The 24,490-nt window shown below is 69.0% G+C and carries 25 protein-coding genes and 4 tRNA genes; 12 read left to right on the plus strand and 17 right to left on the minus strand.

Features of this window, described 5'->3' with window-relative positions:
• From tuf to ASE43_RS12310, 12 genes are all read right to left on the minus strand, one after another.
• On the minus strand, positions 1-1,189 hold a 1,189-nt coding region (gene tuf / locus ASE43_RS12250; protein WP_057161113.1), incomplete at its 3' end, for an elongation factor Tu.
• A 201-nt stretch (positions 1,190-1,390) separates the two neighbouring features.
• Positions 1,391-1,466: transfer RNA gene (locus tag ASE43_RS12260), tRNA-Thr, on the minus strand.
• Positions 1,467-1,513: 47 nt separating this feature from the next.
• Positions 1,514-1,587, minus strand: a tRNA-Gly gene (locus ASE43_RS12265).
• 30 nt (positions 1,588-1,617) lie between these two features.
• Positions 1,618-1,703, minus strand: a tRNA-Tyr gene (locus ASE43_RS12270).
• A gap of 105 nt (positions 1,704-1,808) precedes the next feature.
• A complete protein-coding gene (gene ychF, locus ASE43_RS12275) occupies positions 1,809-2,900 on the minus strand; it encodes a redox-regulated ATPase YchF (protein WP_056183241.1) in 1,092 nt (363 codons plus the stop codon).
• A 79-nt stretch (positions 2,901-2,979) separates the two neighbouring features.
• Entirely contained in the window at positions 2,980-3,561 is a 582-nt protein-coding gene (gene pth, locus ASE43_RS12280) for an aminoacyl-tRNA hydrolase (protein WP_056183245.1), read from the minus strand.
• A gap of 59 nt (positions 3,562-3,620) precedes the next feature.
• The gene (locus ASE43_RS12285) at positions 3,621-4,277 is read right to left on the minus strand and encodes a 50S ribosomal protein L25/general stress protein Ctc (RefSeq protein ID WP_056183248.1); all 657 of its coding nucleotides are present in this window, start codon (positions 4,275-4,277) and stop codon (positions 3,621-3,623) included.
• Between the two features lie 126 nt (positions 4,278-4,403).
• Complete coding sequence (locus ASE43_RS12290) at positions 4,404-5,363, minus strand: ribose-phosphate diphosphokinase (RefSeq protein WP_056183252.1); 960 nt, start codon at positions 5,361-5,363, stop codon at positions 4,404-4,406.
• 96 nt (positions 5,364-5,459) lie between these two features.
• A tRNA-Gln gene (locus ASE43_RS12295) sits at positions 5,460-5,536 on the minus strand.
• A complete protein-coding gene (gene ispE / locus ASE43_RS12300; protein ID WP_057161114.1) occupies positions 5,499-6,410 on the minus strand; it encodes a 4-(cytidine 5'-diphospho)-2-C-methyl-D-erythritol kinase in 912 nt (303 codons plus the stop codon). Before ispE ends, ASE43_RS12295 begins: the two co-directional genes overlap by 38 nt.
• Before the next feature lie 27 nt (positions 6,411-6,437).
• On the minus strand, positions 6,438-7,439 hold the full coding sequence (lolB, locus tag ASE43_RS21305; RefSeq protein WP_082607261.1) for a lipoprotein insertase outer membrane protein LolB: 1,002 nt from the start codon (positions 7,437-7,439) through the stop codon (positions 6,438-6,440).
• A complete protein-coding gene (locus tag ASE43_RS12310; protein ID WP_057161115.1) occupies positions 7,436-9,163 on the minus strand; it encodes a tetratricopeptide repeat protein in 1,728 nt (575 codons plus the stop codon). The genes lolB and ASE43_RS12310 overlap by 4 nt, the downstream gene beginning before the upstream one ends.
• Positions 9,164-9,327: 164 nt before the next feature.
• Between ASE43_RS12310 and hemA the strand changes: the two genes are divergently transcribed.
• The 7 genes from hemA to ppk2 all read left to right on the plus strand — a co-directional run bounded on the left by hemA (position 9,328) and on the right by ppk2 (position 16,062).
• On the plus strand, positions 9,328-10,614 hold the full coding sequence (gene hemA, locus ASE43_RS12315; protein ID WP_057160681.1) for a glutamyl-tRNA reductase: 1,287 nt from the start codon (positions 9,328-9,330) through the stop codon (positions 10,612-10,614).
• Positions 10,615-10,678: 64 nt separating this feature from the next.
• A complete protein-coding gene (gene prfA, locus ASE43_RS12320; protein ID WP_057160682.1) occupies positions 10,679-11,761 on the plus strand; it encodes a peptide chain release factor 1 in 1,083 nt (360 codons plus the stop codon).
• A gap of 186 nt (positions 11,762-11,947) precedes the next feature.
• The gene (locus ASE43_RS12325; RefSeq protein WP_057160683.1) at positions 11,948-12,403 is read left to right on the plus strand and encodes a GNAT family N-acetyltransferase; all 456 of its coding nucleotides are present in this window, start codon (positions 11,948-11,950) and stop codon (positions 12,401-12,403) included.
• A 7-nt stretch (positions 12,404-12,410) separates the two neighbouring features.
• The gene (locus ASE43_RS12330) at positions 12,411-14,141 is read left to right on the plus strand and encodes a tetratricopeptide repeat protein (RefSeq protein ID WP_057160684.1); all 1,731 of its coding nucleotides are present in this window, start codon (positions 12,411-12,413) and stop codon (positions 14,139-14,141) included.
• A 240-nt stretch (positions 14,142-14,381) separates the two neighbouring features.
• The gene (gene moaB / locus ASE43_RS12335) at positions 14,382-14,915 is read left to right on the plus strand and encodes a molybdenum cofactor biosynthesis protein B (protein ID WP_056183268.1); all 534 of its coding nucleotides are present in this window, start codon (positions 14,382-14,384) and stop codon (positions 14,913-14,915) included.
• A gap of 5 nt (positions 14,916-14,920) precedes the next feature.
• Positions 14,921-15,289 (plus strand): helix-turn-helix domain-containing protein, encoded by a 369-nt coding sequence (locus ASE43_RS12340; protein ID WP_057160685.1) that lies wholly within the window; start codon positions 14,921-14,923, stop codon positions 15,287-15,289.
• Positions 15,286-16,062 (plus strand): polyphosphate kinase 2, encoded by a 777-nt coding sequence (ppk2, locus tag ASE43_RS12345; protein WP_056183275.1) that lies wholly within the window; start codon positions 15,286-15,288, stop codon positions 16,060-16,062. Before ASE43_RS12340 ends, ppk2 begins: the two co-directional genes overlap by 4 nt.
• A 132-nt stretch (positions 16,063-16,194) precedes the next feature.
• On the opposite strand, the gene ASE43_RS12350 is transcribed toward ppk2, so the two are convergent.
• On the minus strand, positions 16,195-16,938 hold the full coding sequence (locus ASE43_RS12350; RefSeq protein WP_056183278.1) for a helix-turn-helix transcriptional regulator: 744 nt from the start codon (positions 16,936-16,938) through the stop codon (positions 16,195-16,197).
• Between the two features lie 165 nt (positions 16,939-17,103).
• Here ASE43_RS12350 and ASE43_RS21855 point away from each other — a divergent pair, with 165 nt between their 5' ends.
• Complete coding sequence (locus ASE43_RS21855) at positions 17,104-17,505, plus strand: hypothetical protein (protein ID WP_157499906.1); 402 nt, start codon at positions 17,104-17,106, stop codon at positions 17,503-17,505.
• 14 nt (positions 17,506-17,519) lie between these two features.
• Positions 17,520-18,365: a DUF2145 domain-containing protein gene (locus ASE43_RS12360; protein WP_057160687.1), complete on the plus strand. Its 846-nt coding sequence runs from the start codon at positions 17,520-17,522 to the stop codon at positions 18,363-18,365.
• Between the two features lie 145 nt (positions 18,366-18,510).
• Here ASE43_RS12360 and ASE43_RS12365 read toward each other — a convergent pair whose 3' ends face one another.
• The 3 genes from ASE43_RS12365 to ASE43_RS12375 are packed head-to-tail and all read right to left on the minus strand — an operon-like array spanning position 18,511 to position 20,677.
• Positions 18,511-18,780 carry an acylphosphatase gene (locus ASE43_RS12365; protein WP_057160688.1) on the minus strand — a complete coding sequence of 90 codons (270 nt, stop codon included), beginning with the start codon at positions 18,778-18,780 and terminating at the stop codon, positions 18,511-18,513.
• Positions 18,777-19,406: a TlpA disulfide reductase family protein gene (locus tag ASE43_RS12370; RefSeq protein WP_057161116.1), complete on the minus strand. Its 630-nt coding sequence runs from the start codon at positions 19,404-19,406 to the stop codon at positions 18,777-18,779. Before ASE43_RS12370 ends, ASE43_RS12365 begins: the two co-directional genes overlap by 4 nt.
• A 5-nt stretch (positions 19,407-19,411) precedes the next feature.
• Positions 19,412-20,677 carry a YihY family inner membrane protein gene (locus tag ASE43_RS12375; protein WP_057160689.1) on the minus strand — a complete coding sequence of 422 codons (1,266 nt, stop codon included), beginning with the start codon at positions 20,675-20,677 and terminating at the stop codon, positions 19,412-19,414.
• Between the two features lie 98 nt (positions 20,678-20,775).
• Here ASE43_RS12375 and wrbA point away from each other — a divergent pair, with 98 nt between their 5' ends.
• The 3 genes from wrbA (at position 20,776) to ASE43_RS12390 (ending at position 22,356) form a co-directional block, all read left to right on the plus strand.
• The gene (gene wrbA, locus ASE43_RS12380) at positions 20,776-21,369 is read left to right on the plus strand and encodes an NAD(P)H:quinone oxidoreductase (protein WP_056183293.1); all 594 of its coding nucleotides are present in this window, start codon (positions 20,776-20,778) and stop codon (positions 21,367-21,369) included.
• The gene (locus tag ASE43_RS12385) at positions 21,366-21,707 is read left to right on the plus strand and encodes a DUF2069 domain-containing protein (protein WP_056183296.1); all 342 of its coding nucleotides are present in this window, start codon (positions 21,366-21,368) and stop codon (positions 21,705-21,707) included. Before wrbA ends, ASE43_RS12385 begins: the two co-directional genes overlap by 4 nt.
• 163 nt (positions 21,708-21,870) lie before the next feature.
• Positions 21,871-22,356, plus strand: coding sequence for an asparaginase domain-containing protein (locus tag ASE43_RS12390; protein WP_056183298.1), 486 nt, complete (start codon positions 21,871-21,873; stop codon positions 22,354-22,356).
• Between the two features lie 133 nt (positions 22,357-22,489).
• Here ASE43_RS12390 and ASE43_RS12395 read toward each other — a convergent pair whose 3' ends face one another.
• Positions 22,490-24,376, minus strand: a complete 1,887-nt coding sequence (locus ASE43_RS12395) for a M20/M25/M40 family metallo-hydrolase (RefSeq protein WP_082576683.1) — start codon at positions 24,374-24,376, stop codon at positions 22,490-22,492.
• Positions 24,377-24,490: the final 114 nt, after the last annotated feature.

Consider the following 24,490-nt stretch of genomic DNA (forward strand, 5'->3'; position numbering starts at 1 on the left):
ACTTGATGATCTTCGCCACCACGCCGGCGCCGACCGTACGACCGCCTTCGCGGATCGCGAAGCGCAGGCCGTCGTCCATCGCCACCGGGTTGATCAGCGACACGACCATCTTGATGTTGTCGCCCGGCATGACCATCTCCACGCCGTCCGGCAGCGTCACCGCGCCGGTGATGTCGGTCGTGCGGAAGTAGAACTGCGGACGGTAACCCTTGAAGAACGGGGTGTGACGGCCGCCTTCGTCCTTCGACAGCACGTAGACTTCGGCTTCGAACTCGGTGTGCGGGGTGATCGAACCCGGCTTGGCCAGCACCTGGCCGCGCTCGACGTCGTCACGCTTGGTGCCGCGCAGCAGCAGACCGGCGTTGTCGCCCGCCTGACCCTGGTCCAGCAGCTTGCGGAACATCTCGACGCCCGTGACCGTGGTCTTCTGGGTCGGACGGATACCGACGATTTCGATTTCGTCGCCCACCTTGATGATGCCGCGCTCGATACGACCGGTCACCACGGTGCCGCGGCCCGAGATCGAGAACACGTCTTCCACCGGCATCAGGAACGGCTTGTCGATCGCGCGCTCCGGCTGCGGRATGAACGTRTCCAGCGCRTCCACCAGACGCAGGATCGACGGCACGCCGATCTCCGACTGGTCGCCTTCCAGCGCCAGACGGGCCGAACCGTGGATGATCGGGGTGTCGTCGCCCGGGAACTCGTACTTGGTCAGCAGCTCGCGAACTTCCATCTCGACCAGCTCGAGCAGCTCGGCGTCGTCCACCATGTCGGCCTTGTTCAGGAACACGACGATGTACGGCACGCCGACCTGACGCGACAGCAGGATGTGCTCGCGGGTCTGCGGCATCGGGCCGTCAGCGGCCGAGCACACCAGAATCGCGCCGTCCATCTGCGCCGCACCCGTGATCATGTTCTTCACGTAGTCGGCGTGGCCCGGGCAATCCACGTGCGCGTAGTGGCGGTTCGCCGATTCGTACTCGACGTGCGCCGTCGAAATCGTGATGCCGCGCGCCTTCTCTTCCGGCGCCGCGTCGATCGCGTCGTACGCCTTGAACTCGCCGCCGAAACGCTCCGCGCCCACCTTGGTCAGCGCTGCGGTCAGCGTGGTCTTGCCGTGGTCCACGTGGCCGATGGTGCCCACGTTCACGTGCGGCTTGGTGCGCTCGAATTTACCCTTAGCCATGATGGCGAGAAGTACCAGATGTTGCGCGGGAAGTTGCNCACCTTGGTCAGCGCTGCGGTCAGCGTGGTCTTGCCGTGGTCCACGTGGCCGATGGTGCCCACGTTCACGTGCGGCTTGGTGCGCTCGAATTTACCCTTGGCCATGACTCGCTTCTCGCTTGGTTTCTTTAGGTGGCTTGCTGCGTTTGACGTACTGCTTGGATGGTGCTCACGAAAGGAATCGAACCTTCGACCTCCTCCTTACCAAGGAGGTGCTCTACCGACTGAGCTACGTGAGCGTGAAACTTTTCTACCGCTGTAATGGTGTCGCCTGGAGCAGAATCAATGGAGCGGGAGACGGGGATCGAACCCGCACCATCAGCTTGGAAGGCTGAGGTTCTACCATTGAACTACTCCCGCGCCGAAAACCGCTACAGCGTTGGAACTAACTGGTGGAGGGAGGTGGATTCGAACCACCGAAGGCGTAAGCCAGCAGATTTACAGTCTGCCCCCGTTGGCCGCTTGGGTATCCCTCCAAAAGAGCCCGCAATTCTGGCGCTCGAAACGGAGGAAGTCAACGTGTCCGGACACAAGTTTCGCAGATTTTTTTCCGGAGCGCGCGGCTCGGCCCGTTCCGAGCCTCAAACGTTGAAACGGAAGTGCAGCACGTCGCCTTCCTGGACCCGGTATTCCTTGCCTTCCAGGCGCAGGCGGCCGGCGTCGCGGGCGCCGGCTTCGCCCTTGTACTTGATGAAATCGTCGTAGCCGATGGTCTCGGCGCGGATGAAGCCCTTCTCGAAGTCGGTATGGATCACCGCCGCGGCTTGCGGGGCAGTCGAGCCGGCCTTGACGGTCCAGGCCCGGACTTCCTTCACGCCGGCGGTGAAATAGGTCTGCAGGCCCAGCAGGGCGTAGCCGGCGCGGATCAGGCGGTTCAGGCCCGGCTCGGCCAGGCCCAGGTCGGCCAGGAAGGCGTCGCGGTCGGCGTCCTCGAGCTGGCTGAGTTCCTCCTCGATCGCGGCCGAGATCGGCACCACCTGGGCGCCCTCGCCGGCCGCGCGGGCACGCACGGCGTCCAGATGCGGGTTGTTCTCGAAGCCGTCCTCGAGCACGTTGGCCACGTACATGACCGGCTTCAGGGTCAGCAGGAACAGATCGCGGACCTGGGCCACGTCGTCCTCGGACAGGCCCAGCGCGCGCGCGGGCTGGCCGGCGTCGAGGCCAGCGCGGACCCGGCCCAGGACTTCGGCGCGGAGCTTGGCTTCCTTGTCGCCGGTTTTGGCGCTGCGCTCGGCGCGCTGCAGGGCCTTTTCCACCGATTCCAGGTCGGCCAGGGCCAGCTCGGTATCGATGGTCTCGATATCGGCGATCGGATCGACCTTGTTGTTGACGTGGATCACGTCCGGATTCTCGAAGCAGCGCACCACGTGGGTGATCGCGTCGACCTCGCGGATGTGGGCCAGGAACTTGTTGCCCAGGCCCTGGCCGCTGGCCGCGCCGGCGACCAGGCCGGCGATGTCGACGAACTCGACCGCGGTCGGGATCAGCTTCTGCGGCTTGACGATCTCGGCCAGCGCGTTCAGGCGCGGATCCGGCACCGGCACCGCGCCCACATTGGGCTCGATGGTGCAGAACGGGAAGTTGGCCGCGGCGATACCGGCCTTGGTCAGGGCGTTGAATAGGGTCGACTTGCCGACGTTAGGCAGGCCGACGATGCCGCATTTGATGCCCATGGCGTTCAATCCGGGATTCGTGATTCGGGATTAGGGATTCGCAAAGGCCAAGGCCTTACGAATCCCTAATCCCCAATCCCTAATCTCGGCTCGTATGCAGCCGCTTCATCGCCTCGTTGACGTCGCCCTGCACCGCCAGCGGCAGCACGTCGATGGCGTCGTCGATGGAGCGCAGGATCGAGGCCTCGTCGTCGCGGCCGGGACGCCCCAGCACCCACGGGGTGACCTTGTCCTTGTGGCCGGGATGGCCGATGCCCACGCGCAGGCGGTGGAACTTGCCGTGCCCGAGCAGCTTGATGGTGTCGCGCAGGCCGTTCTGGCCGCCGTGGCCGCCGTCGAACTTGAGCCGCGCGGTGCCCGCCGCCAGGTCCAGCTCGTCGTGCGCCAGCAGCGCCTCTTCGGGCTCGATCTTCCAGTAGCGCAGCGCCGCGGTCACGGACTTGCCGGACAGATTCATGAACGTGGCCGGCTTGAGCAGCCAGACCGGACGCCCGCCGATCTCGACCTTGGAGGTCTCGCCGAACAGCTTGGACTCCAGACCGAAGCGGCCGCCGAACTTCTCGTTCACGGCGTCCACAAACCAGAACCCGGCATTGTGCCGGGTCCGGGTGTATTCGGCGCCGGGATTGCCCAGGCCGACGATCAGGCGCAGTCCCGCCATGGATCAGTACAGTCCGCGAACGCGAACCGGCGCGCCGGTCAGGGCGCGCCGGCAGGCGATCACTTCTTGTCGTCGTCCTTCTTGGCGACCTTGGCCGCCGGGACTTCGGCCGGAGCCTCGGTCGGCTCCTCGACTTCTTCCTTGCCGTGCTTGGCGATCACGATGGCGACATCGTGTTCCTTGCCCAGCTTCAGCTCGGGGATCTCGACGCCCTTGGGCAGCTTGATCTCGGACAGGTGGACGATATCGCCGACCGACAGCGCGGACAGGTCGATTTCCAGGAACTCCGGCAGGTCCTTCGGCAAGCAGCTGACTTCGACTTCGTTGAGCTCGTGGGTGACCACGACGTCGGCCGACTTGCCGGCCGGCGACTTGTCCTCGTTGAGGAAGTGCAGCGGCACGGCGACGCGGATCGCCTGGTTCTCATCCACGCGCTGGAAGTCCAGGTGCATGATGATCTGCTTGAACGGGTGGCGCTGCATATCGCGCAGCAGCACGCTCTCGGACTTGCCGTCGACGTCCAGGGTCAGGATCGAGGAGTAGAACCACTCGTTCTGGCTGGCCAGCCAGACCTTCTCGTGGTCCAGCTGGACCGGCTGCGGAGCGGCCTTGCCGCCGTAGATGATGGCCGGGATGCTGGCGGCACGACGCAGGCGGCGGCTCGCACCCTTACCCTCGACGTTGCGGCCAGTGGCCTTGATGATGTGTTCGGACATTTTCGTTTACTCACATTTACTGCGTTGAACCGCCTCGCGGCGGTAAAGAACGCTCACCCGCGACCAGGTGAGCGGTGTTGCGTTCCCAGCCGGGCCGGAAACGCGGATTTCGTCGGTCCGCTTTCGTCAATCCACGTACAGCGAACTCACCGACTCGCCGAAGGCGATGCGGCGGATGGTCTCGGCCAGCAGCTCGGCCACGCTGAGCTGGCGGATGCGGCCGCAGGCCCGGGCCGCGTCGGTGAGCGGGATGGTGTCGGTCACCACCAGCTCGTCCAGCTGCGAACGGGTCACATTGTCGATCGCCGCGCCCGACAGCACCGGATGGGTGCAGTACGCGACCACCTTGGTCGCGCCCTGCGCCTTGAGCGCGGCCGCGGCCGCGCACAGGGTGCCGGCGGTGTCGACGATATCGTCGACCAGCACGCAGGTCTTGCCCGCCACGTCGCCGATGATGTTCATCACCGTGGAGACGTTGGCGCGCGGACGGCGCTTGTCGATGATCGCCAGGTCGGCGTCGTCGAGGCGCTTGGCGATCGCGCGGGCGCGGACCACGCCGCCCACGTCGGGAGACACCACCACCATGTTGTCGGTGCCGTGCGCGCGCCAGATATCGGCCAGCAGCAGCGGCGAGGCGTAGACGTTGTCGACCGGGATGTCGAAGAAGCCCTGGATCTGATCCGCATGCAGATCGACCGTGAGCACCCGGTCGGCGCCGACCGCGCCGAACATCTTGGCCGCGACCTTGGCCGTGATCGGCACGCGCGAGGAACGCATGCGGCGATCCTGGCGGGCGTAACCGAAGTACGGCACCACCGCGGTCACGCTGGTCACCGATGCGCGCTTGAGCGCGTCGATCAGCACCAGCAGTTCCATGAAATTCTCGGCCGTAGGCGCGTTCGTCGGCTGAATGACGAACACCTCCTGGCGGCGCACGTTCTCTTCGATCTCGACCTGGACTTCGCCGTCGGAGAACCGACCGACCAGCGCCTTGCCGAGACGGATGCCGAGTTCCTTGCATACAGCCAAGGCGAGCGGGCGGTTGGCGTTGCCGCTGAATACCAGCAGGCTGCGATCGTTCTGCACTTTGTCTTCTCCGCTTCGCTCTGACCGTGGCGGGCGACGTCCATGTCCGATCCGGAGGTCTGGGCCGGATCGGGCCTATTCAAAAACCGTTGTTACTGGCAGGGGCGGTAGGATTCGAACCTACGGATGCCAGGATCAAAACCTGGTGCCTTGGGCCTCTTGGCGACGCCCCTGCATAAGGTGTGTTTCGAGTACGGCGTGCAACGGAGACCGTGCGACGCCGGCCGCCGTCCAGGCCCGAAGGCCGGAAGGCAGCGCCGCCAGCGCCGATTCGGCGGATTCGCGCGTGGCGAATTCGACGAAACAGCCGCTGCCGGAGCCGGTCAGACGCGGCGAACCGACTCGCGACAAGGCGACGAACGCGGCGTCCACAGCCGGCTCGCGCAGGCGCAGAACCGGCTCGAACGCATTCCCGAGCGGCATACCCGAAACGAAGTCCGATATTGTCGCGGGCGCGGCATCCCGCGTCAATTCAGCCGATTGGAATAAGGCCGCGGTCGGCGCGTGCACACCAGGGTCGACCAGCAGGTACCAGGCCGGCGCCAGGGCGATCGGCGACAGCGCCTCGCCAACCCCTTCGGCCCAGGCGTTGTCGCCACGCACGAACACCGGCACGTCCGCGCCCAGCCTCAGACCCAGCTCGGCCAGGCGATCCACGCCCACAGCGGTGCCCCAAAGCGCGTCCAGGGCGACCAGCACGGTCGCCGCATCGGACGAACCGCCGCCGAAACCGCCGCCGGCCGGGATGCGCTTTTCGATGACGATATCCACACCTTTAGCGACGTTAGCAGCTTCTTGCAGCAACTTCGCCGCACGGACGGTGAGGTCCTGATCTTCCGATACGCCCGCGACCGAGGCACCGTGGCGCACGATGCGGCCGTCGTCGCGCACGCGCAGGCGAATCGAATCTCCCCAATCCAGGAGACGGAACACGGTCTGCAGCAGGTGGTAGCCGTCGGCGCGGCGGCCCGTGATGCGCAGGAACAGGTTCAGCTTGGCCGGGGCGGGCCAGAGGGACCAGGGGTGTTCGGGGGGGGCGGCGGACATGGTCGGCGGATCGCGCGGCGCGGCCGCTTATTGGCCTTTCGGGGCGCGTGAACCGGTCGGGTGACGCCGCAGCCAATCGCCCAACGCGCGGTTGTAGGCGAGCGCATAAGCGCTGGCCTGGTTCATCAGCTTCATATGCTCGGCACCCTGGATCATGTCGCTGGTGCCGGCGAGATTGCGCCCGCCACGCACCCCAGGCGCGTCATGCGCAAGCCCTGGCGTGTCGCAGCTAAAACCGCAGATACCGATCGCGCCCAGATCGCCGCGTTCGACATTGGCCAACATGTCCGCAGCGGGATCGTCGAGATTGAGTCCCGCCAACTCCTTGCGCAGTTGCGCCGCCATCGAATTGTCGATCGGCACCCAAGGTGTCTGCACCGCGGCCATGGGCACTGGCGCAGGCGTGGCCGTCTGCCACTCATCCACGATGACTTTGACCTTGGCCTCGCCGCGCACCGCATCCAACCGCGACGGCAACGCCGGGCCGCCCGCGCCATCGGCTGGGGGCCAACGGTAGTCGATGCCCCAGCCGCCTTGCTCGATTCGAGCCGGGCGGCCATCTGCGCCGTAACGCACGCTCGCCGGCCCCTGTCCTGTGGCACGCAGGCCGCGCACCCAATCGCTCAGGGCCGCGACCGGAATCTCCCAGCCCGTGGCCTCGCGCAGCAGCGCGGCGGCGTCGGGGCCGCTGCGGGTACCGCCTTCCAAACCTTCCAGGCGCGCGCCGGCGATATCGCCGCTCAAACGCCAGCTCTGCCGGGTCACCGGGGCACTGAGCGCGACTTCGTAGCGATCGCCGTCCTGCCGCCATTCGATCCGCCCGAAGCCGCCGTTGCGGCCGTTGCTGAGCGCGATGCGGCCGCTCAGGGACCACCCGGTCTGAGCGCGCAATTCGCTCTCGCGCGCGGATTGGGCGGCCTCGGCGGCGGCGGGCGCCACAGGCGGCGGGGCAGGACCGCGCACGGCCTGCCCCGCGCACGCGCTCAGCACTGCGGCCAGGGCCGCCACGGTCAGCGCGCGCGCCTTCATGCGCCGGTCTTTTCCAGCGCGCGCTTAAGAGCGCGGTTCTCGGGATCCAGCTTGCGCGCCTGCTCGAAATACTTGCGCGCCTCGTCCTTCTTGCCCACCGCCCACAGCACTTCGCCCAGGTGCGAGGCGATCTCCGGATCCTTCTGCAGGGTCAGGGCACGGCGCAGTTCCACCAGGGCTTCCTGATTCCGGCCCAGGCGATAGAGCACCCAGCCGTAGCTGTCGATGATGGCGGCGTTGTCGGGCTCGGCGGTGCGCGCGCGCTGGATCAGCTCCAACGCTTCCTGAAAGCGCGTGGTGCGGTCGGCCAGGGTGTAGCCCAGCGCGTTGAGCGCGGCCACGCTGTCCGGCTCGGCGACCAGGATGCGGCGGAAATCGGCCTCGGCGCGCGGGATGTCGTCGCGGCGCTCATAGCTCAGGGCGCGCGCGTACAGCACTTCCGGCTCGTCCGGGAACGCGGCCAGGCCGCGCGCGAAGGCGTCCAGCTCGCCGGCCTCGTTCTTGTCCTCGGCGCGCAGCGCGGCCTCCAGCAGGTAGGCGTCGCGGCGAGTGTCGTCCTCGGCCGAGGCGTCGGACTGCAGCGCGCGCAGGGCCGCGTAGGCCTCGTCGGCGCGCTTGAGTTCGTGCAGCACGTTGGCCGCGCGCAGCTTGGCGACCCAGCGCTGCGGGCCGCCGGGCACGCCGCGGTACCAATCCAGGGCCTCGTCGTTGCGCTCCAGGAATTCGGCGATCTGGCCCAGCAGCAGGCGCCGGCCCGGTTCGGGTTTGGCGGCGTTGCGGCGCAGTTCGTCGTAGAGCTTGGTGAGGGTGGGCTTGTCCTCGGCGCGCGCCATCAGCGAGGCGCGCAGAGCGTAGGTCTGGTCGTCCTGCGGGCCGCGGCCCAGGATCGCGGCGGCCGCCGGCAGGTCGCCGAGGGAGTCGTATTCCTGGGCGATCAGGCCGCGCATCTGCGGGTCGGTGTCGGCCTGAGCGGCGATCGACTCCAGCACCTTGCGGGCCTCGTCCTGCTTGCCGTCCTCGCGCAGCTGGCTGGCGCGCAGCAGGCTCACCCGCGGATTGCCGGGGAAACGCTCCACCACCTCGGCCACGATGCGCTCGGTCAGCTTGGGCTGGTCCAGGCGCTGGGCGTACAGGCCGAACGCGACCCAGGCCATCAGGTCCTTGGGCATCTGGCTGCCGTCGATCAGCTTTTCCAGCAGGCGCGCGGCCTGCTGCGGGTCCTTGGAGCCGGTCGAGAGCACGCCCAGCACGCGTCGCCAGCCGGTGTCGTCGGCCAGCATCAGGCGGTCCAGGTCGCGCAGGGCGGCGCGTTCGTCGCCGCCGCGCAGGGCCAGGATCGCCTGCGAGGCCAGCAGGGGCGCGCCCTCGCCGCCCAGCTCGCGCCACAGCGCCAGCGATTCGCCGGCCAGCTTGTCTTCCTTGGCCACGATCGCGATGTCGGTCGCGCGCGCGGCCAGTTCCTTGTCCTTGGCGGCGCGGGCGGCGGCGGCGTAGGCGGTCGCGGCCTCCTTGAGCTTGCCGGCCTGGAGCGCGAACTCGCCGGTCAGCAGCGGCTCCAGGGCCGCGCTGGTGGCGGCCGAGGCGTCGGCGGACACGGCCGCGGCCGATTTGGCCGTGGGCGCCGCGAACGCGGGGGCCAGCAGGACCGTCAGGACGGTGCCGGCGAGCAGGCTCAGCGCGCGCGCCGGGGCGCGGCGGCTTGAGACGGAGTGAATCGAACCCATCGAATCCATCGACATCGAACTCATCAGAATCCGTCGAAACCCACAGGGCCGGTAGAATGGCGGCCTTCAGCAGCCCGCAGCTTATCGCAAGCACCTGAACGGATGTCTCCCACTTCGCCCCGTCGACCGCCGTCGGCCCCTGTCCCTGGACGCCTCGCGTTCCGATGAGCTTGTTCGTCCTAGGCATCAACCACCAGACCGCGCCGGTCAGCCTGCGTGAGCGCGTCGCGTTCTCGGCGCAGGACGTGCCGGCTGCGCTGGACGCGCTGCGCGCGCTGCCGCAGGTGAGCGAGGTGGCGCTGCTGTCGACCTGCAACCGCACCGAGCTGTACGCGGTCGCCGACGACGACGGCCGCGCGCTGGCCGACTGGCTGGCCACCCATCCGGACGACATGGGCGATCTGCACGCCTACCTGTATCGCCATCGCGACGCCGAAGCCGTGCGCCATCTGTTCCGGGTCGCGACCGGCCTGGACTCGCTGGTGCTGGGCGAGCCGCAGATCCTCGGCCAGGTCAAGGACGCCTGGGCCACCGCGCGCAGCGCCGGCAGCCTCGGCAGCCAACTCGATCGTCTGTTCCAGCAGGCGTTCTCGACCGCCAAGCGCGCGCGCACCGACACCCGCATCGGCGCCAACCCGGTCTCGGTGGCCTCGGCCGCGGTGCGGCTGGCGCAGGAGTCCTTCGCCCGTCTAGAGGACTCGACCGTGCTGCTGATCGGCGCCGGCGAGACCATCGAACTGGCCGCGCGCCATCTGGTCCAGGCCAAGGCCAAGCGCCTGCTGATCGCCAACCGCACCCTCAGCCACGCCCAGGACCTGGCCACGCGCCACGGCGGCGTGGCCCTGCCCTTGTCGGAACTCGACCGCCACCTCGGCGAAGCCGACATCGTGCTGTCGGCCACCGCCAGCCGCGAACCGATCCTGCGCCGGCCGCAGGTCGCCGCCGCGCTGGCCACGCGCAAGCATCGGCCGATGCTGCTGCTGGACCTGGCGGTGCCGCGCGACATCGCGCCCGACGTGGCCGAGCTCAAGGACACCTTCCTGTACACCGTCGACGATCTGGAACGCGCGATCGAAGACAACCGGCGCAGCCGCCGCGAAGCCGCGACCGAGGCCGAGGCCATCGTCGACCTGCAGGTCGCGCGCTTCGTCGAGACTATGGCCGCGAGCACCCGCACCGCCCCGCTCAAGCGCCTGCGCGCGCACGGCGAGGCCGCGCGCGCGGAAGTGCTGGCCAAGGCGCGCCAACAGCTCGAGGCCGGACAGGACCCGGCCGAGGTGCTGAACTTCCTCGCCCACACCCTGACCAATCGCTTGCTGCACGCGCCCACCATCGCCCTGCGCGAAGCGGCGCTGAGCGGCAACGCCGAACTCGCGCGCGCCGCCGACAAGCTGTTCCCCGAGCAGCCGGGCGATGCCGCATCGGATGCGGATTCGGACCGCGAAGCCTAGCGACGCCCCTACGCGTCGCCCGCTTTTGCCAATCCCGAATCCCGTCTCCCGAATCCCGGCTCTTATGACCCCTACCCTGCGCCGCAAGCTGGAAGCCCTCGCCGAACGTCGCGAGGAGCTGGAGCGCCTGCTCGCCGATCCATCCGTGATCGGCGATACCGACCGCTTCCGCAAGCTGTCGCGCGAGTTCTCGCAGTTGGAGCCGGTGGCGACCGCGCTGGCCGCGGAAAGCCGCGCCAAGGCCGACCTGGCCGCGGCCGAGGCCATGCGCGCCGACCCGGAACTGCGCGAACTGGCGGAAGAAGAGATCGCCGCCGCGCGCGAACGTCTGCTGAGCCTGGACGCGGAACTGCTCGCGCACCTGATCCCCAAGGATCCGCGCGACGAGGGCGACCTGTATCTGGAAGTGCGCGCCGGCACCGGCGGCGACGAGGCCGCGATTTTCGCCGGCGATCTGTTCCGCATGTACGCGCGCTACGCCGAGCGCCAGGGCTGGAAAGTCGAGATCGAATCCTCCAGCGCGGGCGAGCACGGCGGCTACAAGGAAATCATCGCCCGCGTCGAAGGCCGCGGCGCCTACTCGCGGCTGAAGTTCGAATCCGGCACCCACCGCGTGCAGCGCGTGCCCGAAACCGAATCGCAGGGCCGCATCCACACCTCGGCGGCGACGGTGGCGATCATTCCGGTCGAGCCCGAGGGCGAGCCGATCGAGATCAATCCCGCCGATCTGCGCATCGACACCTTCCGCTCTTCCGGCGCCGGCGGCCAGCACGTCAACAAAACCGATTCGGCGATCCGCATCACCCACGCGCCCAGCGGGATCGTGGTGGAAAGCCAGACCGAGCGCAGTCAGCACGCCAACCGCGACAAGGCGATGAAGCGCTTGAAGGCGATGCTGGCCGAAGCGCAGATCGCCAAGGCCGCGGCCGCGCAGGCCGAGACCCGCAAGCTCCAGGTCGGCAGCGGCGACCGCAGCCAGCGCATCCGCACCTACAACTTCCCGCAGGGCCGCATCACCGATCACCGCGTCGAAGGCCTGACCCTGTACGACCTGCCCAACGTGGTCGCCGGCGAGCTGGACGCGCTGGTCGCGCGCTTGATGCAGGAGCATCAGGCCGACGAATTGGCGCGGTTGACCGACGGCTGATCGCTGCCGGCTGCCTGTGGCAGCGGCGTGAGCCGCGATCGCGGGGCGGCCATTGGCGGCGCAGGCTGCGCAGTATTTCGATCGCGGCTCACGCCGCTCCCACAGAATGCACGTGGGTGGGCTATCGCCGCACACGTGGGCCGGCGCCATAATCGGGCCACGCCCCCTCTACCAAGAGTGCCGCCCATGCCCGTCACCGTCCGCCGCGCCTACCTCGACGACCTCGACGCCCTGGCGCCGCTGTTCGACCGCTATCGGCACTTCTACACCCAGCGCTACGACGCAGCGGTCTCGCGCGCCTTCATCGCCCAGCGCCTGCAGCGCGAGGAGTCGGTGGTGTTCCTGGCCGAACTCGACGGCGCGCCGGCCGGTTTCACCCAGCTCTATCCCAGCTTTTCCTCGGTGCGCGCCGCGCGCGTCTGGGTGCTCAACGATCTGTTCGTGGAAGCCGATGCGCGCCGCCGCGGCGTCGCCCAGGCGCTGCTGAACGCCGCCGCCGAGTTCGCGCGCACCGATGGCGCGGTCCGGCTGGAGCTGGAGACCGATCCCGACAACGCGACCGCGCAGGCCCTGTACGACGCCAGCGGTTGGCACCGCTACGACGGCACCTTGCGCTACCACCTGCCGCTGAGCGCGGCCTGACCCGGCCATTGCCTTGAACGATCCGCGCGTCGAGCTGCGCCTGGCCCTGCAGCGCAATCCAAGCGACGCGATCGCCTGGATCGTGCTGGCCGAACACGAGCTCGACGCCGGCGACGCCAACGCGGGCGCGAACGCCGCGCAGCGCGCACTCGACTTGCGCCCGGGCCACCCCGAAGCGCTGGCGCGTCTGGGTCGCGCGCAATGGATGCTGGGCCGGCGCGAGGACGCGGTGGCCTACCTGCGCGAGGCCGCGCGCAACGCGCCCGACCACCCCGGCATCGCGGTCTGGCTGGGGCATGCGCTGGAAGACACCGGCGAAGCCGAAGCCGCTTCGCAAGCCTATGCGCGCGCGCATGCGCTCGCCCCCGACGAACCGCAGCTGGCGGCCTATCTGCTGGCCTGGCGGCGCCGGCTCTGCGATTGGCGCGATCTCGATGCGCTGTCCCGCCAGGTGCGCGACGCGGTCGCGGCCGGGCGCGCGGCGGTGGAACCCTTTGCCTTCCTCAGCGAGGACGCCGACGCCGCCGAGCAACTGCGCTGCGCGCGTTTGCGCGCGAGCGAGATCGCTCGCGCCGTGCGGCCCTTGCCCGCGGTGGCCGCGCGCGCCGACGACGGCGCGCCGGTGCGGGTGGGCTTCCTGTCCAACGGTTTCGGCGCGCACCCGACCGGCCTGCTCACGGTCGCCCTGTTCGAGGCCCTGCGCGCGCAGACCGCGCTACAGACCCATCTGTTCGCGCTCACCGCGGACGACGGCGGCCCAGTGCGGCAGCGCCTGCACGCCGCCGCGCACGCGCTGCACGATGTTTCGCAACGTCCGCACGCGCAGGTCGCCGCGACGATCCGCGGCGCCGGCATCGAAGTGCTGTTCGACCTGCGCGGCTGGGGCGGCGGCGGCGTGCCCGAAGCCTTGGCGCTGCGGCCGGCGCCAGTGCAGGTGAACTGGCTGGCCTACCCCGGCAGCTCGGGCGCGCCGTGGATCGACTACGTGCTGGCCGACCGCTACGCCCTGCCCGACTGGATGGCGCCGCATTACAGCGAAGCCGTGGCCTGGCTGCCGCGCTGTTTCCAGCCCTCCGACACCGCGCGCGCGCTCCTGGCGCCGCCGTCGCGCGCCGACTGCGGCCTGCCCGAGACCGGCACGGTGTTCGCCTGCTTCAACAACAGTTACAAGCTCAACCCGCGCAGCATGGCGCGCGCGCTGGCGGTGCTGCGCGCGCTGCCGGGTAGCGTGCTGTGGCTGCTGTCGGGCCCGGGCGAGGCCGACGCGCGCCTGCGCGCGTACGCACAGACGCAGGACGTCGCGCCGCAGCGGCTGGTGTTCATGCCCAAGCAGCCGCACGCGGAGTATCTGGCGCGCCTGCGCCATGCCGACCTGTTCCTTGACACCGAGCCCTACAACGCCCACACCACCGCCTCCGACGCGCTGTGGGCGGGTTGCCCGGTGCTGACCCGGCCCGGCGTGACCTTCGCCGCGCGCGTGGCCGGCAGCCTCAACCATCACCTCGGCCTGGCGTCGCTGAACGTCGACAGCGACGAGGCCTTCGTCGCGCGCGCGGTCGCGCTGGGCCGCGACCCGGCGGCGCTGGCCGCGCTGCGTGCCGAGCTTGCGCAGCGGCGCGCCGACAGCGGGCTGTTCGACATGAACGCCTACGCCGCCGACTTCGCCGCCGCGGTGGTGGCGATGGCGCAGCGGCATCGGCAGGGCTTGGCGCCGGCGGCGTTTTCGGTGCACGGGTAAGGCGTAAAGCAAATCCCCCCTAGCCCCCCTTTTTCAAAGGGGGGAACAACTGGCATCGATCGGCATCTGCACCATGCTGGCCCGCGCCCTTGCCCCCGCTGGCCCTCTCCCGTGCACCCCGCTGGCCTTCCCCCTTTGAAAAAGGGGGATTGAGGGGGATTTGCTTTTGCAACGTCACGCCCCCCACAAATGGCCCATCGGGATTTGCTTTTTTTCAGCCCCCAGCCCAGGCTGCGCGCCATGACCGCAGAACGCGATTTCATCCCCTTGCGACTGTGCGTGCTGACCGTGTCGGACTCGCGCACCCTGGCCGAAGACAGCTCCGGCGACTACCTGGTGCAAGCGCTGAGCGAGGCCGGGCACCGCCTCAGCGAACGCCAGCTGCTGCCCGATGACCGCTACCGATTGCGCGCCGCGGTGTCGCAGTGGATCGCCGACCGCGACGTCGACGGCGTGCTGGTCACCGGCGGCACCGGCTTCACCGGCCGCGACTCCACGCCCGAGGCGCTGCTGCCCCTGCTGGACAAGGAAATGCCCGGTTTCGGCGAACTGTTCCGCGCGCTGAGCTTCGAGGAGATCGGCACCTCGACCCTGCAGTCACGCGCGTTCGCCGGCTTGGCCAACGGCACCTTCGTGTTCTGCCTGCCCGGCTCGACCTCGGCCTGCCGCACCGCCTGGGACAAGATCATCCGCGCCCAGCTCGACGCCCGCACCCGGCCCTGCAACCTGGCCACGCTGCGCCCCCGTTTGCTCGAACCCGCTCACAAGGAGTGATCGCCATGCCGCTAGGTACCACCTTGCGACTGCTCGCCAAGGCCCGCGGCATGAACGCCGCCGACATCGCCACCGCCATTCCGCGCGCCGGCGTGGCCACCGTCAGCGCCTGGCTGCAGGGCGAGAAGCTGCCCGGCAAGGACCAGCTCGACGCGCTCGCGCGTACCTTCGGCGTTCCCGCCGGCGCGCTGCTGTCGGAGCTGGCTAGCACCTTCGACCCGGCCCGCACCCAGGGCGAACACGATCTGCTGGCCGCCTACCGCGCGCTCAACACCACCCAGCAGGGCGCCTTACTGGAAGTGGCGACCGCGATGGCCGGCACCAAGCGCAACCGCGCCCCGCGCGCGCCGGCCAAGAAGAAGGCCAAGCGATGAGCAAGCTCAAGCGCAAGGACTACGAGGCCCAGCTCGAAGCGCTGCAACTGGACCTGGCCGACGTCGCCCGCTGGGTCCAGCACAGCGGCCGCCGCGTGGTGATTCTGTTCGAAGGCCGCGACACCGCCGGCAAGGGCGGCGCGATCAACGCCATCACCGAATACCTCAATCCGCGCCAGTGCCACGTGGTCGCCCTGCCCAAGCCCAACGACCGCGAAAGCACCCAGTGGTATTTCCAGCGCTACGTGCCGCACCTGCCCGCGGCCGGCGAGATCGTGCTGTTCGACCGCAGCTGGTACAACCGCGCCGGTGTCGAGCAGGTCATGGGCTTCGCCAAGCCCGAGCAGGTCGCCGCCTTCCTCAAGCAGGCGCCGGCGTTCGAGAAGCTGCTCACCGACGACGGCATCGTGCTGTTCAAATACTGGCTGTGCTGCGACCAGGCCGAGCAGGAAGAGCGCTTCGCCGAACGCCTGGCCGACCCGCTCAAACGCTGGAAGCTGTCGCCTATCGACGTCGAGGCGCGCAAGCATTACGACGACTACACCCGCGCACGCGAAGCCATGCTGGCCGCCACCCACAGCAAGCACGCGCCCTGGACCCTGGTCGACTTCAACGATCAGCGCCAGGGCCGGCTGACCCTGATCCGCGATCTGCTGTCGCGCGCGCCGGAGCACAAGCTGCCCGAAAGCACGCTGGAATTCCCGCCGCTGCCGGGCAAGCCGAAGAAGGAGCGCTACGGGGCGCTCAAGCCGATCGCGAACAAGAAGAAATAAGGGTGCGCGGTCGTTCGGAATGACGATCGCGGCTTACGCCGCTCCCACAGAAAGCTCGAGGCGGCGTCTGTGGGAGCGGCGTAAGCCGCGATCGCTTTACCGAAGAACCCGCCCTGGCGTTCACCGCAGCGCCTACCCCGCCTGAGAACGCCGATACGGCTGGAACAGCTGCAGCAGCCACGGCTTCTGCGCCAGCACCAGGCTTACGCCGACGCGCTCCTGGGCGCTCAGGGCGGCGTCGCGCGCCAGCAGCGCGTCGAACTCGCGCGCGACCTCGCCCAGGCGCTGCTTGAGCTGACGGATGCCGGCGATGCTGAGGCTGCCGCTGAGCAGCAGCAGCACGTCCTGCTCGCCGTCGAAGGGGTCGGCGAAAAAGTCGCCGAGCAGGTTCAAGCGGAAATAGCGCTCCATCGGGCCGTCGGCGCGCCAGCGGAAATTGCGCGAGGTCAGCGGACGGCCGCGATTGCCCGGCATCAGCTCGATGATGCCCAGCCGGTCCAGACGCACCAGCAGCCGGGTCCACTGCGCGTCGTCGAACAGGAAGTGTTCCTGCACGTCCGATTGCTTCCAGCGGTTCAAGGTCAGAAACAGCGCCAGCAACAGCGCCGGCTCGTCGACCAGGGCCTGCTCCTGCGCCTCGCTGAGCTCGGCCATGACCTTGCGCCCGCGCGCGGCCTCGGCGCTGAGATCGGCTAGGCCGACGTCGAGCACGTCGCAGATCTGCTCCAGCCGCTCCAGGCTCATCGCGCGCTTGGAGAACATGCGTTTGACCGCCGCCTCGCTGAGCTTGAGGCGGGTCGCGAGATCGCGGTAGGTGAGGTCCTGCGCGCGCAGGAAGCGCTTGAGGGCGTCAACGAGTTCTAGGGACAGGGCCATGGGTATAAAAATACGCTACCCGACGGCACTACGGGAGCCACCTCGCCGATACCCGTTGAAATCGGCGTGAGCGCGTTCCAGCGTGGCCCCAGGCCCAGACGAGCAAACACGATGCGCAGGTCCGCTCCACACCGGTTCGCAGCCCGCAGGTGTTTCCCCCTCGTCTTGGCCGTTTCGGCCGCGATCGGTCTGCTGGCAGGGATGCCGGCGTTTGCGGCCGCGCAGTCCGACGGCGCCAGCCGGCAGTCCGAGGCCAGCCTGGCCGCGTCGGTGGAGGTGCCGGCCGCGGTTTCGCTGGCCTTGTCGGAAGGCGCCAAGTTCGCGGTCGCCGGCATCGGCGCCAGCGCCCAGGGCGTGGCGATCACGGTTTCGGCCGTGGGCGTCGGCGCCTCCTTCGTGGTCTATGTGTCGGCCGAGGCGGCCAAGGAACTGGGCCTGCACGTCGGTCAGGCCGTACAGGTCAGCGCGCTCGCCACCGGCTGGCTGATCAGCGCGGCCGGCCGGGCCTTGTGCTTCGTGCCGAACGAACGCACGCGCCCCCTGCTGCACAGCCGCCGCATCGGCTGAACGAGGTCTCGCGCGTGCGCACCGGATTACTGTCGGGCTGGAGCGCCTACGTCCTGGCCATCGCGCTGACGCTGGCAATCGCCGCCGCGCCGCGCGCCGAGGCCGGCACACGCTGCGATGCGCAGACGGTGTCGGCGGACAAGGTCGCCGCGGCTGCAGCCACCGCCCTGCGCGTGGCCGAGGCTTTGGACGAACGCGACGCGCCGGTGGCCCTGATCGCGCGCGTCGGCACCGATCTGTCGGCGCAAGGGCTGGTCTACAGCCACGTCGGCTTCGTCGTGCGCGATCACCCGAACGGGCGCTGGACCGCGGTCCATCTGCTCAACGAATGCGGCAGCGACCGCTCGCACCTCTACGCCCAAGGCTTGGTCAATTTCTTCAGCGACGATCTGGTCAACCAGGACGCGCGCATCGTCTGGCTGCAAGCCGCGCAGGCGCAGCGCCTGGCCGCGCACCTGCGCGCGCTGCCGCGGCGCAGCCTGCATCAGCCGCATTACAGCCTGATCGCGCGTCCCGGCAGCGGCGATTATCAGAATTCCACCGCCTGGGTGCTGGAACTGCTGGCCGCGAACGCGCCGGACGGCATCGCCGTCGACGATCGCCGCGCGGCCTACGCCTGGGCGCAACGCGACGGCTTCCGCCCCGACCGCATCCACATCCCCTATTCCAAACGCGTGCTCGGCGGTCTGTTCTCGGCCAACGCCGCCTTCACCGACCACCCGGTCGGCACGCGATTGTCGGGCGAGTATCCGGTGGTGACGGTGCGCTCGATCTTCGATTATCTGCAGCGGCGCGGATATGCGAGCGAGCAGCGCGAGTGGCGCAATGGGCGGTTGATGCTCGCGCCTGGGCCGGCTTGAGTCGGCACGCAGGCGAACAGCACAGCTGGAACCGCGTCAGTCGCATGCTTTCGCCGTCATTCCCGCGAAGGCGGAGCCGGTTTTCGTAGGAATGACGGCCGGAGGGAATCGGGGGATCGAAGAGACACGCAAACGAGCAAGACGCTCAGCTGCAAACGAAGCCCTCGCCCGCCTCGGCCCCATCCGCATCCTCGCGCGCCAACGCATCCACGCGCGCATTGACCGGCCCGCGTCGCAACCAGATTTCTAAGCGCGCCAGCGCCGCCGCATCGCCGGCCGCAAGTACTTCGACGCGGCCGTCGGCGAGGTTGCGCGCGTAGCCGCGCAGGTCCAGCGCCAGCGCCTGCTCGCGCGCGCTGGCGCGGAACCACACGCCCTGAACCTTGCCGCTGACGTAGTAGCGCGCCGCGCTCACGACTGGCCCGGCTTGGCCTCCACCGGCGCGGCGGGACCGCCGGCCTTGGCGATCGCGCCCTCGATCATGGCCGCGGTCACCGGGCCGAGGAATTTGTCGGCGATCTTGCCGTCCGGCCCGATCAGATAGGTCATCGGCAGGCCGCGCGGCGTGTCGAAGGCCTTGGGCGGGTCGTAGGTGTCGACGATCGCGATCGGGTAGACCACCGGATGCGTCTTCAGGAACGCGCGCATGTCGGCCGGCTCGATTTCCTCGTAGGCCAGGCCGATCACCTCGATGTGCTCGCGCATCGCGTCCATCGCCGACAGCTCGGGCATTTCCTTCAGACAGGGCGCGCACCAGGTGGCCCAGAAATTCACCACCACCCACTTGCCGCGATGCGCGGCCAGGTCGAACGGGCCGTTGTCCAGGGTCGCCAGCTTCAAGTCCGGCACCTGCGAGGGCGCGGCCGGCGCCGCGGCGGGCTTGGGCGCCTCGGGCACCTCAGGCGCCCCGGGCGCGGCGGCGGCCTTGGGCGCCTCGGGCGCGGCGGCGGACTGGGGCGCCGGCGCCGGCTTATTGCAGCCCGCGAGCGCGACGGCCAGCAGCGACAGCGCGAGGATCGGGGCGAGGCGGCGTAGCGTCATCGGGTTCATTCCTGGTCGGCGTGGATGGTGGACACGGGGCGTTTGAGCAAATCGCGCAGGGGCACGCGCAGTTCGTCCATCGCCGCGACCGCGGAGCGGCCCAGCGAGTCGTCGCGGCAAGGCAGCATGGCCTCGGCGATCGGAATGCGCAGCCCGCAGGCTTCGTAGAGTTCGGCCAGCGACAGATCGTCGAGGTCGCGCGACAGCAGCCATTCGCCGCCCTCGGCGCGCGCGACCACGTTGATCGAGTTGAGCTGCGAGAGCATCTGCTGGACCAGGGTGTCGGTCAGCATGGGCTCGAGCTGTTGGATCTCGTCGCTGTGCAGGCCGCGGCCGTCGGCGCGGGCCTCGTTGAAACGCGCCAGCAGACGCAGCAGCCCGTACATCTCGAAGCCCAGCGGCAGGCGCATGCCGATCGGCTGGTAACGGAAGGCGGAAATCGAGGACGCCAGCGAGGCGCCCAGCAGCACCGCGATCCAGCTCAGGTAGATCCACAGCAGGAAGATCGGCACGGCCGCGAACGCGCCGTAGATCTTGGAATAGGAACCGAAGCTGCCCAGGTACAGGCCGATGCCCCACTTGACCAGCTCGAACAGCGTGGCCGCCAGCAGCGCGCCGGCGAAGGCGTGGCGCCAGTGGATCGTGCGATGCGGGACCACGCGGTAGATCGCCGCGAACGCCAGCCATTCGATCGCCACCGGCGCCAGCTGCAGCATCACGCGCTCCAGCAGCCGTCCGGGTTGGGTCGCGAATACTTCCATCGAGAAGAACTTGGCCGACACCGCCAGGCTGGCCGCGGCCATCAGCGCGCCCAGGGTCAGCACCGTCCAGTACACCAGGAAGCGCCCGACCTGGGGCCGTGCCGCCTTGACCCGCCAGATCCGGTTGAAGGTCGACTCCACCCCATTGAGGGTGATCAGCAGCGACACCACCAGCGCGATCACGCCGGCCGCGGTGAGCTGGCCGATATTGGCCGAGAACTGCTTCAGGCTGGCCTCGACCGAGCGCGCGGCCGAGGGCACGAAGTTGGAGAAGATGTAGTCGCTGAGGCGGTCGCTCCACTCGCCGAACACCGGGAACGCCGACAGCACCCCGAACACCACCATCGACAGCGGAACCAGGGCGAACACGGTGGTATACGACAGCGCGCCGGCGGCCTGGAACAGGTTGTCGTCGAGGAAGCGCCGGGCCAGGAAACGGAAGAAGGTGCCGACGCGCGCGCGGTCGCGCATGCGGTCGCCCCAGCGATTGATCGTGTTCAGCGGCTCCATCGACCGGAGGGTAACCGATGGGGCGTGCGGAGGGGATGCAGGGCCGCGCCCGCCCCTGCCCACCGCATCATCTATCCTTGTCGCCACAGGAGAATGCGATGACCGAAGTTCTGGTGCTCTACTACAGCCGCGGCGGATCGGTGGCACGACTGGCGCGCCAGATCGCGCGCGGCATCGGCGAGGTCGACGGCGTGCAGGCGCGGCTGCGCACGGTGCCGCCGGTCGCGGCGGTGACCCAGACCGCGGCGCCACCGGTGCCCGAGGACGGCGCGCCCTATGTCGAATCGCGCGATCTGGTCGAATGCGCGGGCCTGATCCTGGGCAGTCCCACCCGCTTCGGCAACATGGCCGCGCCGGTCAAGCATTGGCTGGACGGGCTGGGCGCGGAATGGGCCAGCGGCACCCTGGTCGGCAAGCCGGCGGCGGTGTTCACCTCCACCGCGACCCAGCACGGCGGCCAGGAATCGACCCTGCTGACGATGATGGTCCCCCTGCTGCATCACGGCTGCGTGATCCTCGGCATTCCCTACACCGAGCCCACGCTGAGCAGCACCCGCGGCGGCGGCACGCCCTACGGCGCCAGCCATGTCGCCGGCAGCCAGGACGATCCGCAGCCCAGCGAGGACGAAGCCAAGCTCGCACGCGTGCTCGGGCGCCGGGTCGCCGAACTGGTGGTCAAGGTGAGCCGATGAGCCTGGCGCGCAAGATCCTGGCCCTGGCGCTGATCGCGCTGGTGGCCGTGTACGCGGTCTGGTTCGGCGGCCGTACGCCGCCGTCCTGGGGCGCGCTGGCGGTGTTCGCGCTGCCGCCGGCCTGGCTCGCGCTGGGCGTGCTGCGCGGCAGCGCGCGTGCCGGCTTCTGGTCGGCGGTGCTGGCGCTGGCCTGGTTCAGTCACGGGGTGATGGTCGCCTACTCGCGCCCGCCCGAGCGTACGCTGGCCTGGATCGAACTGGTGCTGGCGGTGGTGGTGGTGTTCGCGGCCAGCCTGCCCGGGCTGAAGTCGCGCTTTGGCGCCAAACCCGCGGCCTGAGCGGCGCCGACCTCGTTTTCTGTGGGAGCGGCGTAAGCCGCGATCGAGTACCTGCGCAGCTTCGGCATCGCGTCGGCCATCGATCGCGGCTTACGCCGCTCCCACAGAAGCGCGGTGCGCGGGCCTATAATTGCGCCGTCCCCAGCAATGCGACCCACTTTCGATGGACCAGCTCTGCATCGTCACCACCGGCGGCACGATCGACAAGATCTATTTCGACGACAAGTCCGACTACCAGATCGGCGAGCCGCAGATCGGCGGCATCCTGCGCGAGCTGGGGGTGACGTTCCAGTTCAACGTGATCCCGATCATCCGCAAGGATTCGCTGCACATCACCCAGGAAGACCGCGAGCTGATCCGCGCCGCGATCGCCGCGCAGCCGGCCCGGCACGTGCTGATCACCCACGGCACCGACACCATGGTCGAGACCGCCAAGGTGCTGGCCACGCTGACCGACAAGACCATCGTGCTGACCGGCGCGCTGAGCCCGGCGCGCTTCCGCGGTTCCGACGCCGAGTTCAACGTCGGCTGCGCGGTCGGCGCAGTGCAGTCGCTGCCGCCGGGCGTGTACATCGCCATGAACGGCCTGATCTGGGACCCGAACAAGGTGCGCAAGAACGTCGCGGCCAATCGCTTCGAAGCGATCTGAGCGCCTCGACCTCGCACCCATGACCCCCGGCTTGCCGGGGGTTTTCGTTTATGCGCCGGGCATAAAGAAAGCCCCGGCGCGAGGCCGGGGCTCGGGGAACCACGGTGCCGACGCGCAGCGCCGGCATGCGCGATCAGAAGGTGATGCTCCAGCTGTCGATACGGCCCGTGTCCTGGGTGGCGTTGTCGTTCACGCGCAGGTTCCAGGTGCCGTTCAAGGCCTCGCTGCTCAGGTTCTTGATGAAGGTGCCGGTCACGTTGTCGGCGCTGCCGCCGGTGCGGTTGTGGATGTTGTAGAGCGTGCCGTCCGGCGCGACCAGATCGACCTTCAAATCGCCCTTGTAGGTGTGCAGGATGTTGACGGTGATCGAAGCGTTGCTGGGCGCGTTGCCGCTACGCCCCGACACCGCGATCGGGCTGTTGACGGTGGCGTTGTCGGCGATCGGGTAATCGGTGCCGTTGCTGTAGGTCTGCGCACCGGTGCCGCCGACCGTGACCGAAGCGGTCTTGGTATTGCTGGCGCCGTCGTCGTCGGTGACCGTCAGCGTGACCGTGTAGGTGCCCGCGCTCGCGTAGGTGCGGCTGGGGTTGGTCGCGGTGGAGGTGGCGCCGTCGCCGAAGTTCCAACTGCGCGAGACGATGCTGCCGTCGCTGTCGCTGGAGCTGTCGCTGAAGCTCGCGGTCAGGCCCGACACCGTAGCGCTGAAGTTCGCCACCGGCGCGGTGTTGCCGGGGCCGCCGCTGGCCGTCTTGGCGGCCTCGCCCAGGAAGGCCAGGCCCAGCTTCGCGAACGGCACGCTGTTGGTCGCCGAGTTGCCCATGTTGGCCAGGGTGTCGCCGGAGGTGTGCAGGTTCGGGAACAGCCGGCCCTCGTGGTACATCGCCGACGGAAAGCCGGCCGCGGTCCAGGAGGCGTGGTCGGAGCAACCGTAGCCGCAGGCCTCGGTGGCCAGGTTGAGCCCGCTACCGCCCATGTAGGCGGTGAACAGGTCCTGCAGAAACTGGACCATGCCGGCGTTGGAATAATCGGTGATCACTTTGACGTGCGGATCGGAGCCGGTGCGGTAGTTGGTCATGTCCAGCTGCAGCGCCGCGACCACGTTCACGCCCTGGCTCTGGTACGCGGTGGCGATCGCCTTGGAACCGCGCAGGCCGACTTCCTCGGCCGCGTAGCCCATGAACTTGACCGTGCGCTTGGGCTTGTAGCCGCTGGCCATGGCGATGCGCAGCACTTCGGTCAGGGTGGCGATGCCGGACGCGTCGTCGTCGGCGCCGGGTGCGTTCATGGTGTTGCCGCTGCCGGAGTTGGAGATCGAGTCCAGATGCGCGCCCAGCACCACGACCTCGTTGGGCAGATCGGTGCCCTGGATGGTCAGGATCACCGAGGGCTGGGTCGAGCAGGTGGTGCAGCCGGTGTAGAGCTCGGCGCTGACATCGCTGCGGCCGTTGGCCAGGCCCAGCCAGGTGTTGCGGATCCACTCGGCCGAGGTCCGGCCGGTGGTCGAGGCGTAATAGCGGTTCGGGTACTGGGTGGACAGGTGGCTGATGGTGGAGCGGATGTTGGCCTCGCCGACCTGGCCCAGCCAGGGCGTCACCGTGGCCTGGTTGTCGATGGTGTAGGCGGCCAGGAACTTCCCGGCCATCGCCTGCGCGCTGCGGTCGTTGCGCACGAAGGCTTCGGCCTCGGCGCGGGTGGCGAAGGCGAAGTAGCCGCCGCAGCGGCGTTCCTTTTCGTGCACGTGACGGGTGATATCGGCGAGCTGATGGGTCTTCACTTCCGAGATCACCAGCGGCGCGCCGGTGGCGCCGACGCGGGCGCTGGATTGGCGGGCCAGGGTCTTGACGCCGGCGTCGTAGGTTTCGCGCGAGGTGACCACGTAGACCGGCGCGAACGGGTCGTCGCTGGCGTCGGCGGGACGCATGTGATCGTGCTCATGCGTGGTCTGCGCGAGCGCGGGGACAGCGGTCAGAGCTAAGGCCAACGCAAGCAGCGTCGGCAGCGGGGCGTGAACGGGGTTCATGGTGCGACTCCTGGTGGCTGCGCCCGATGTGTTTGGGTGTGGGGCGCGACGGAAAGACGGCCGGAACCTGGGGGTCGCCCCGGCCGCGCGGGCGACGATGCGGCGCTGCCGCTC

The sequence above is a fragment of the Lysobacter sp. Root983 genome (assembly GCF_001429345.1).
GTDB lineage: Bacteria > Pseudomonadota > Gammaproteobacteria > Xanthomonadales > Xanthomonadaceae > Lysobacter.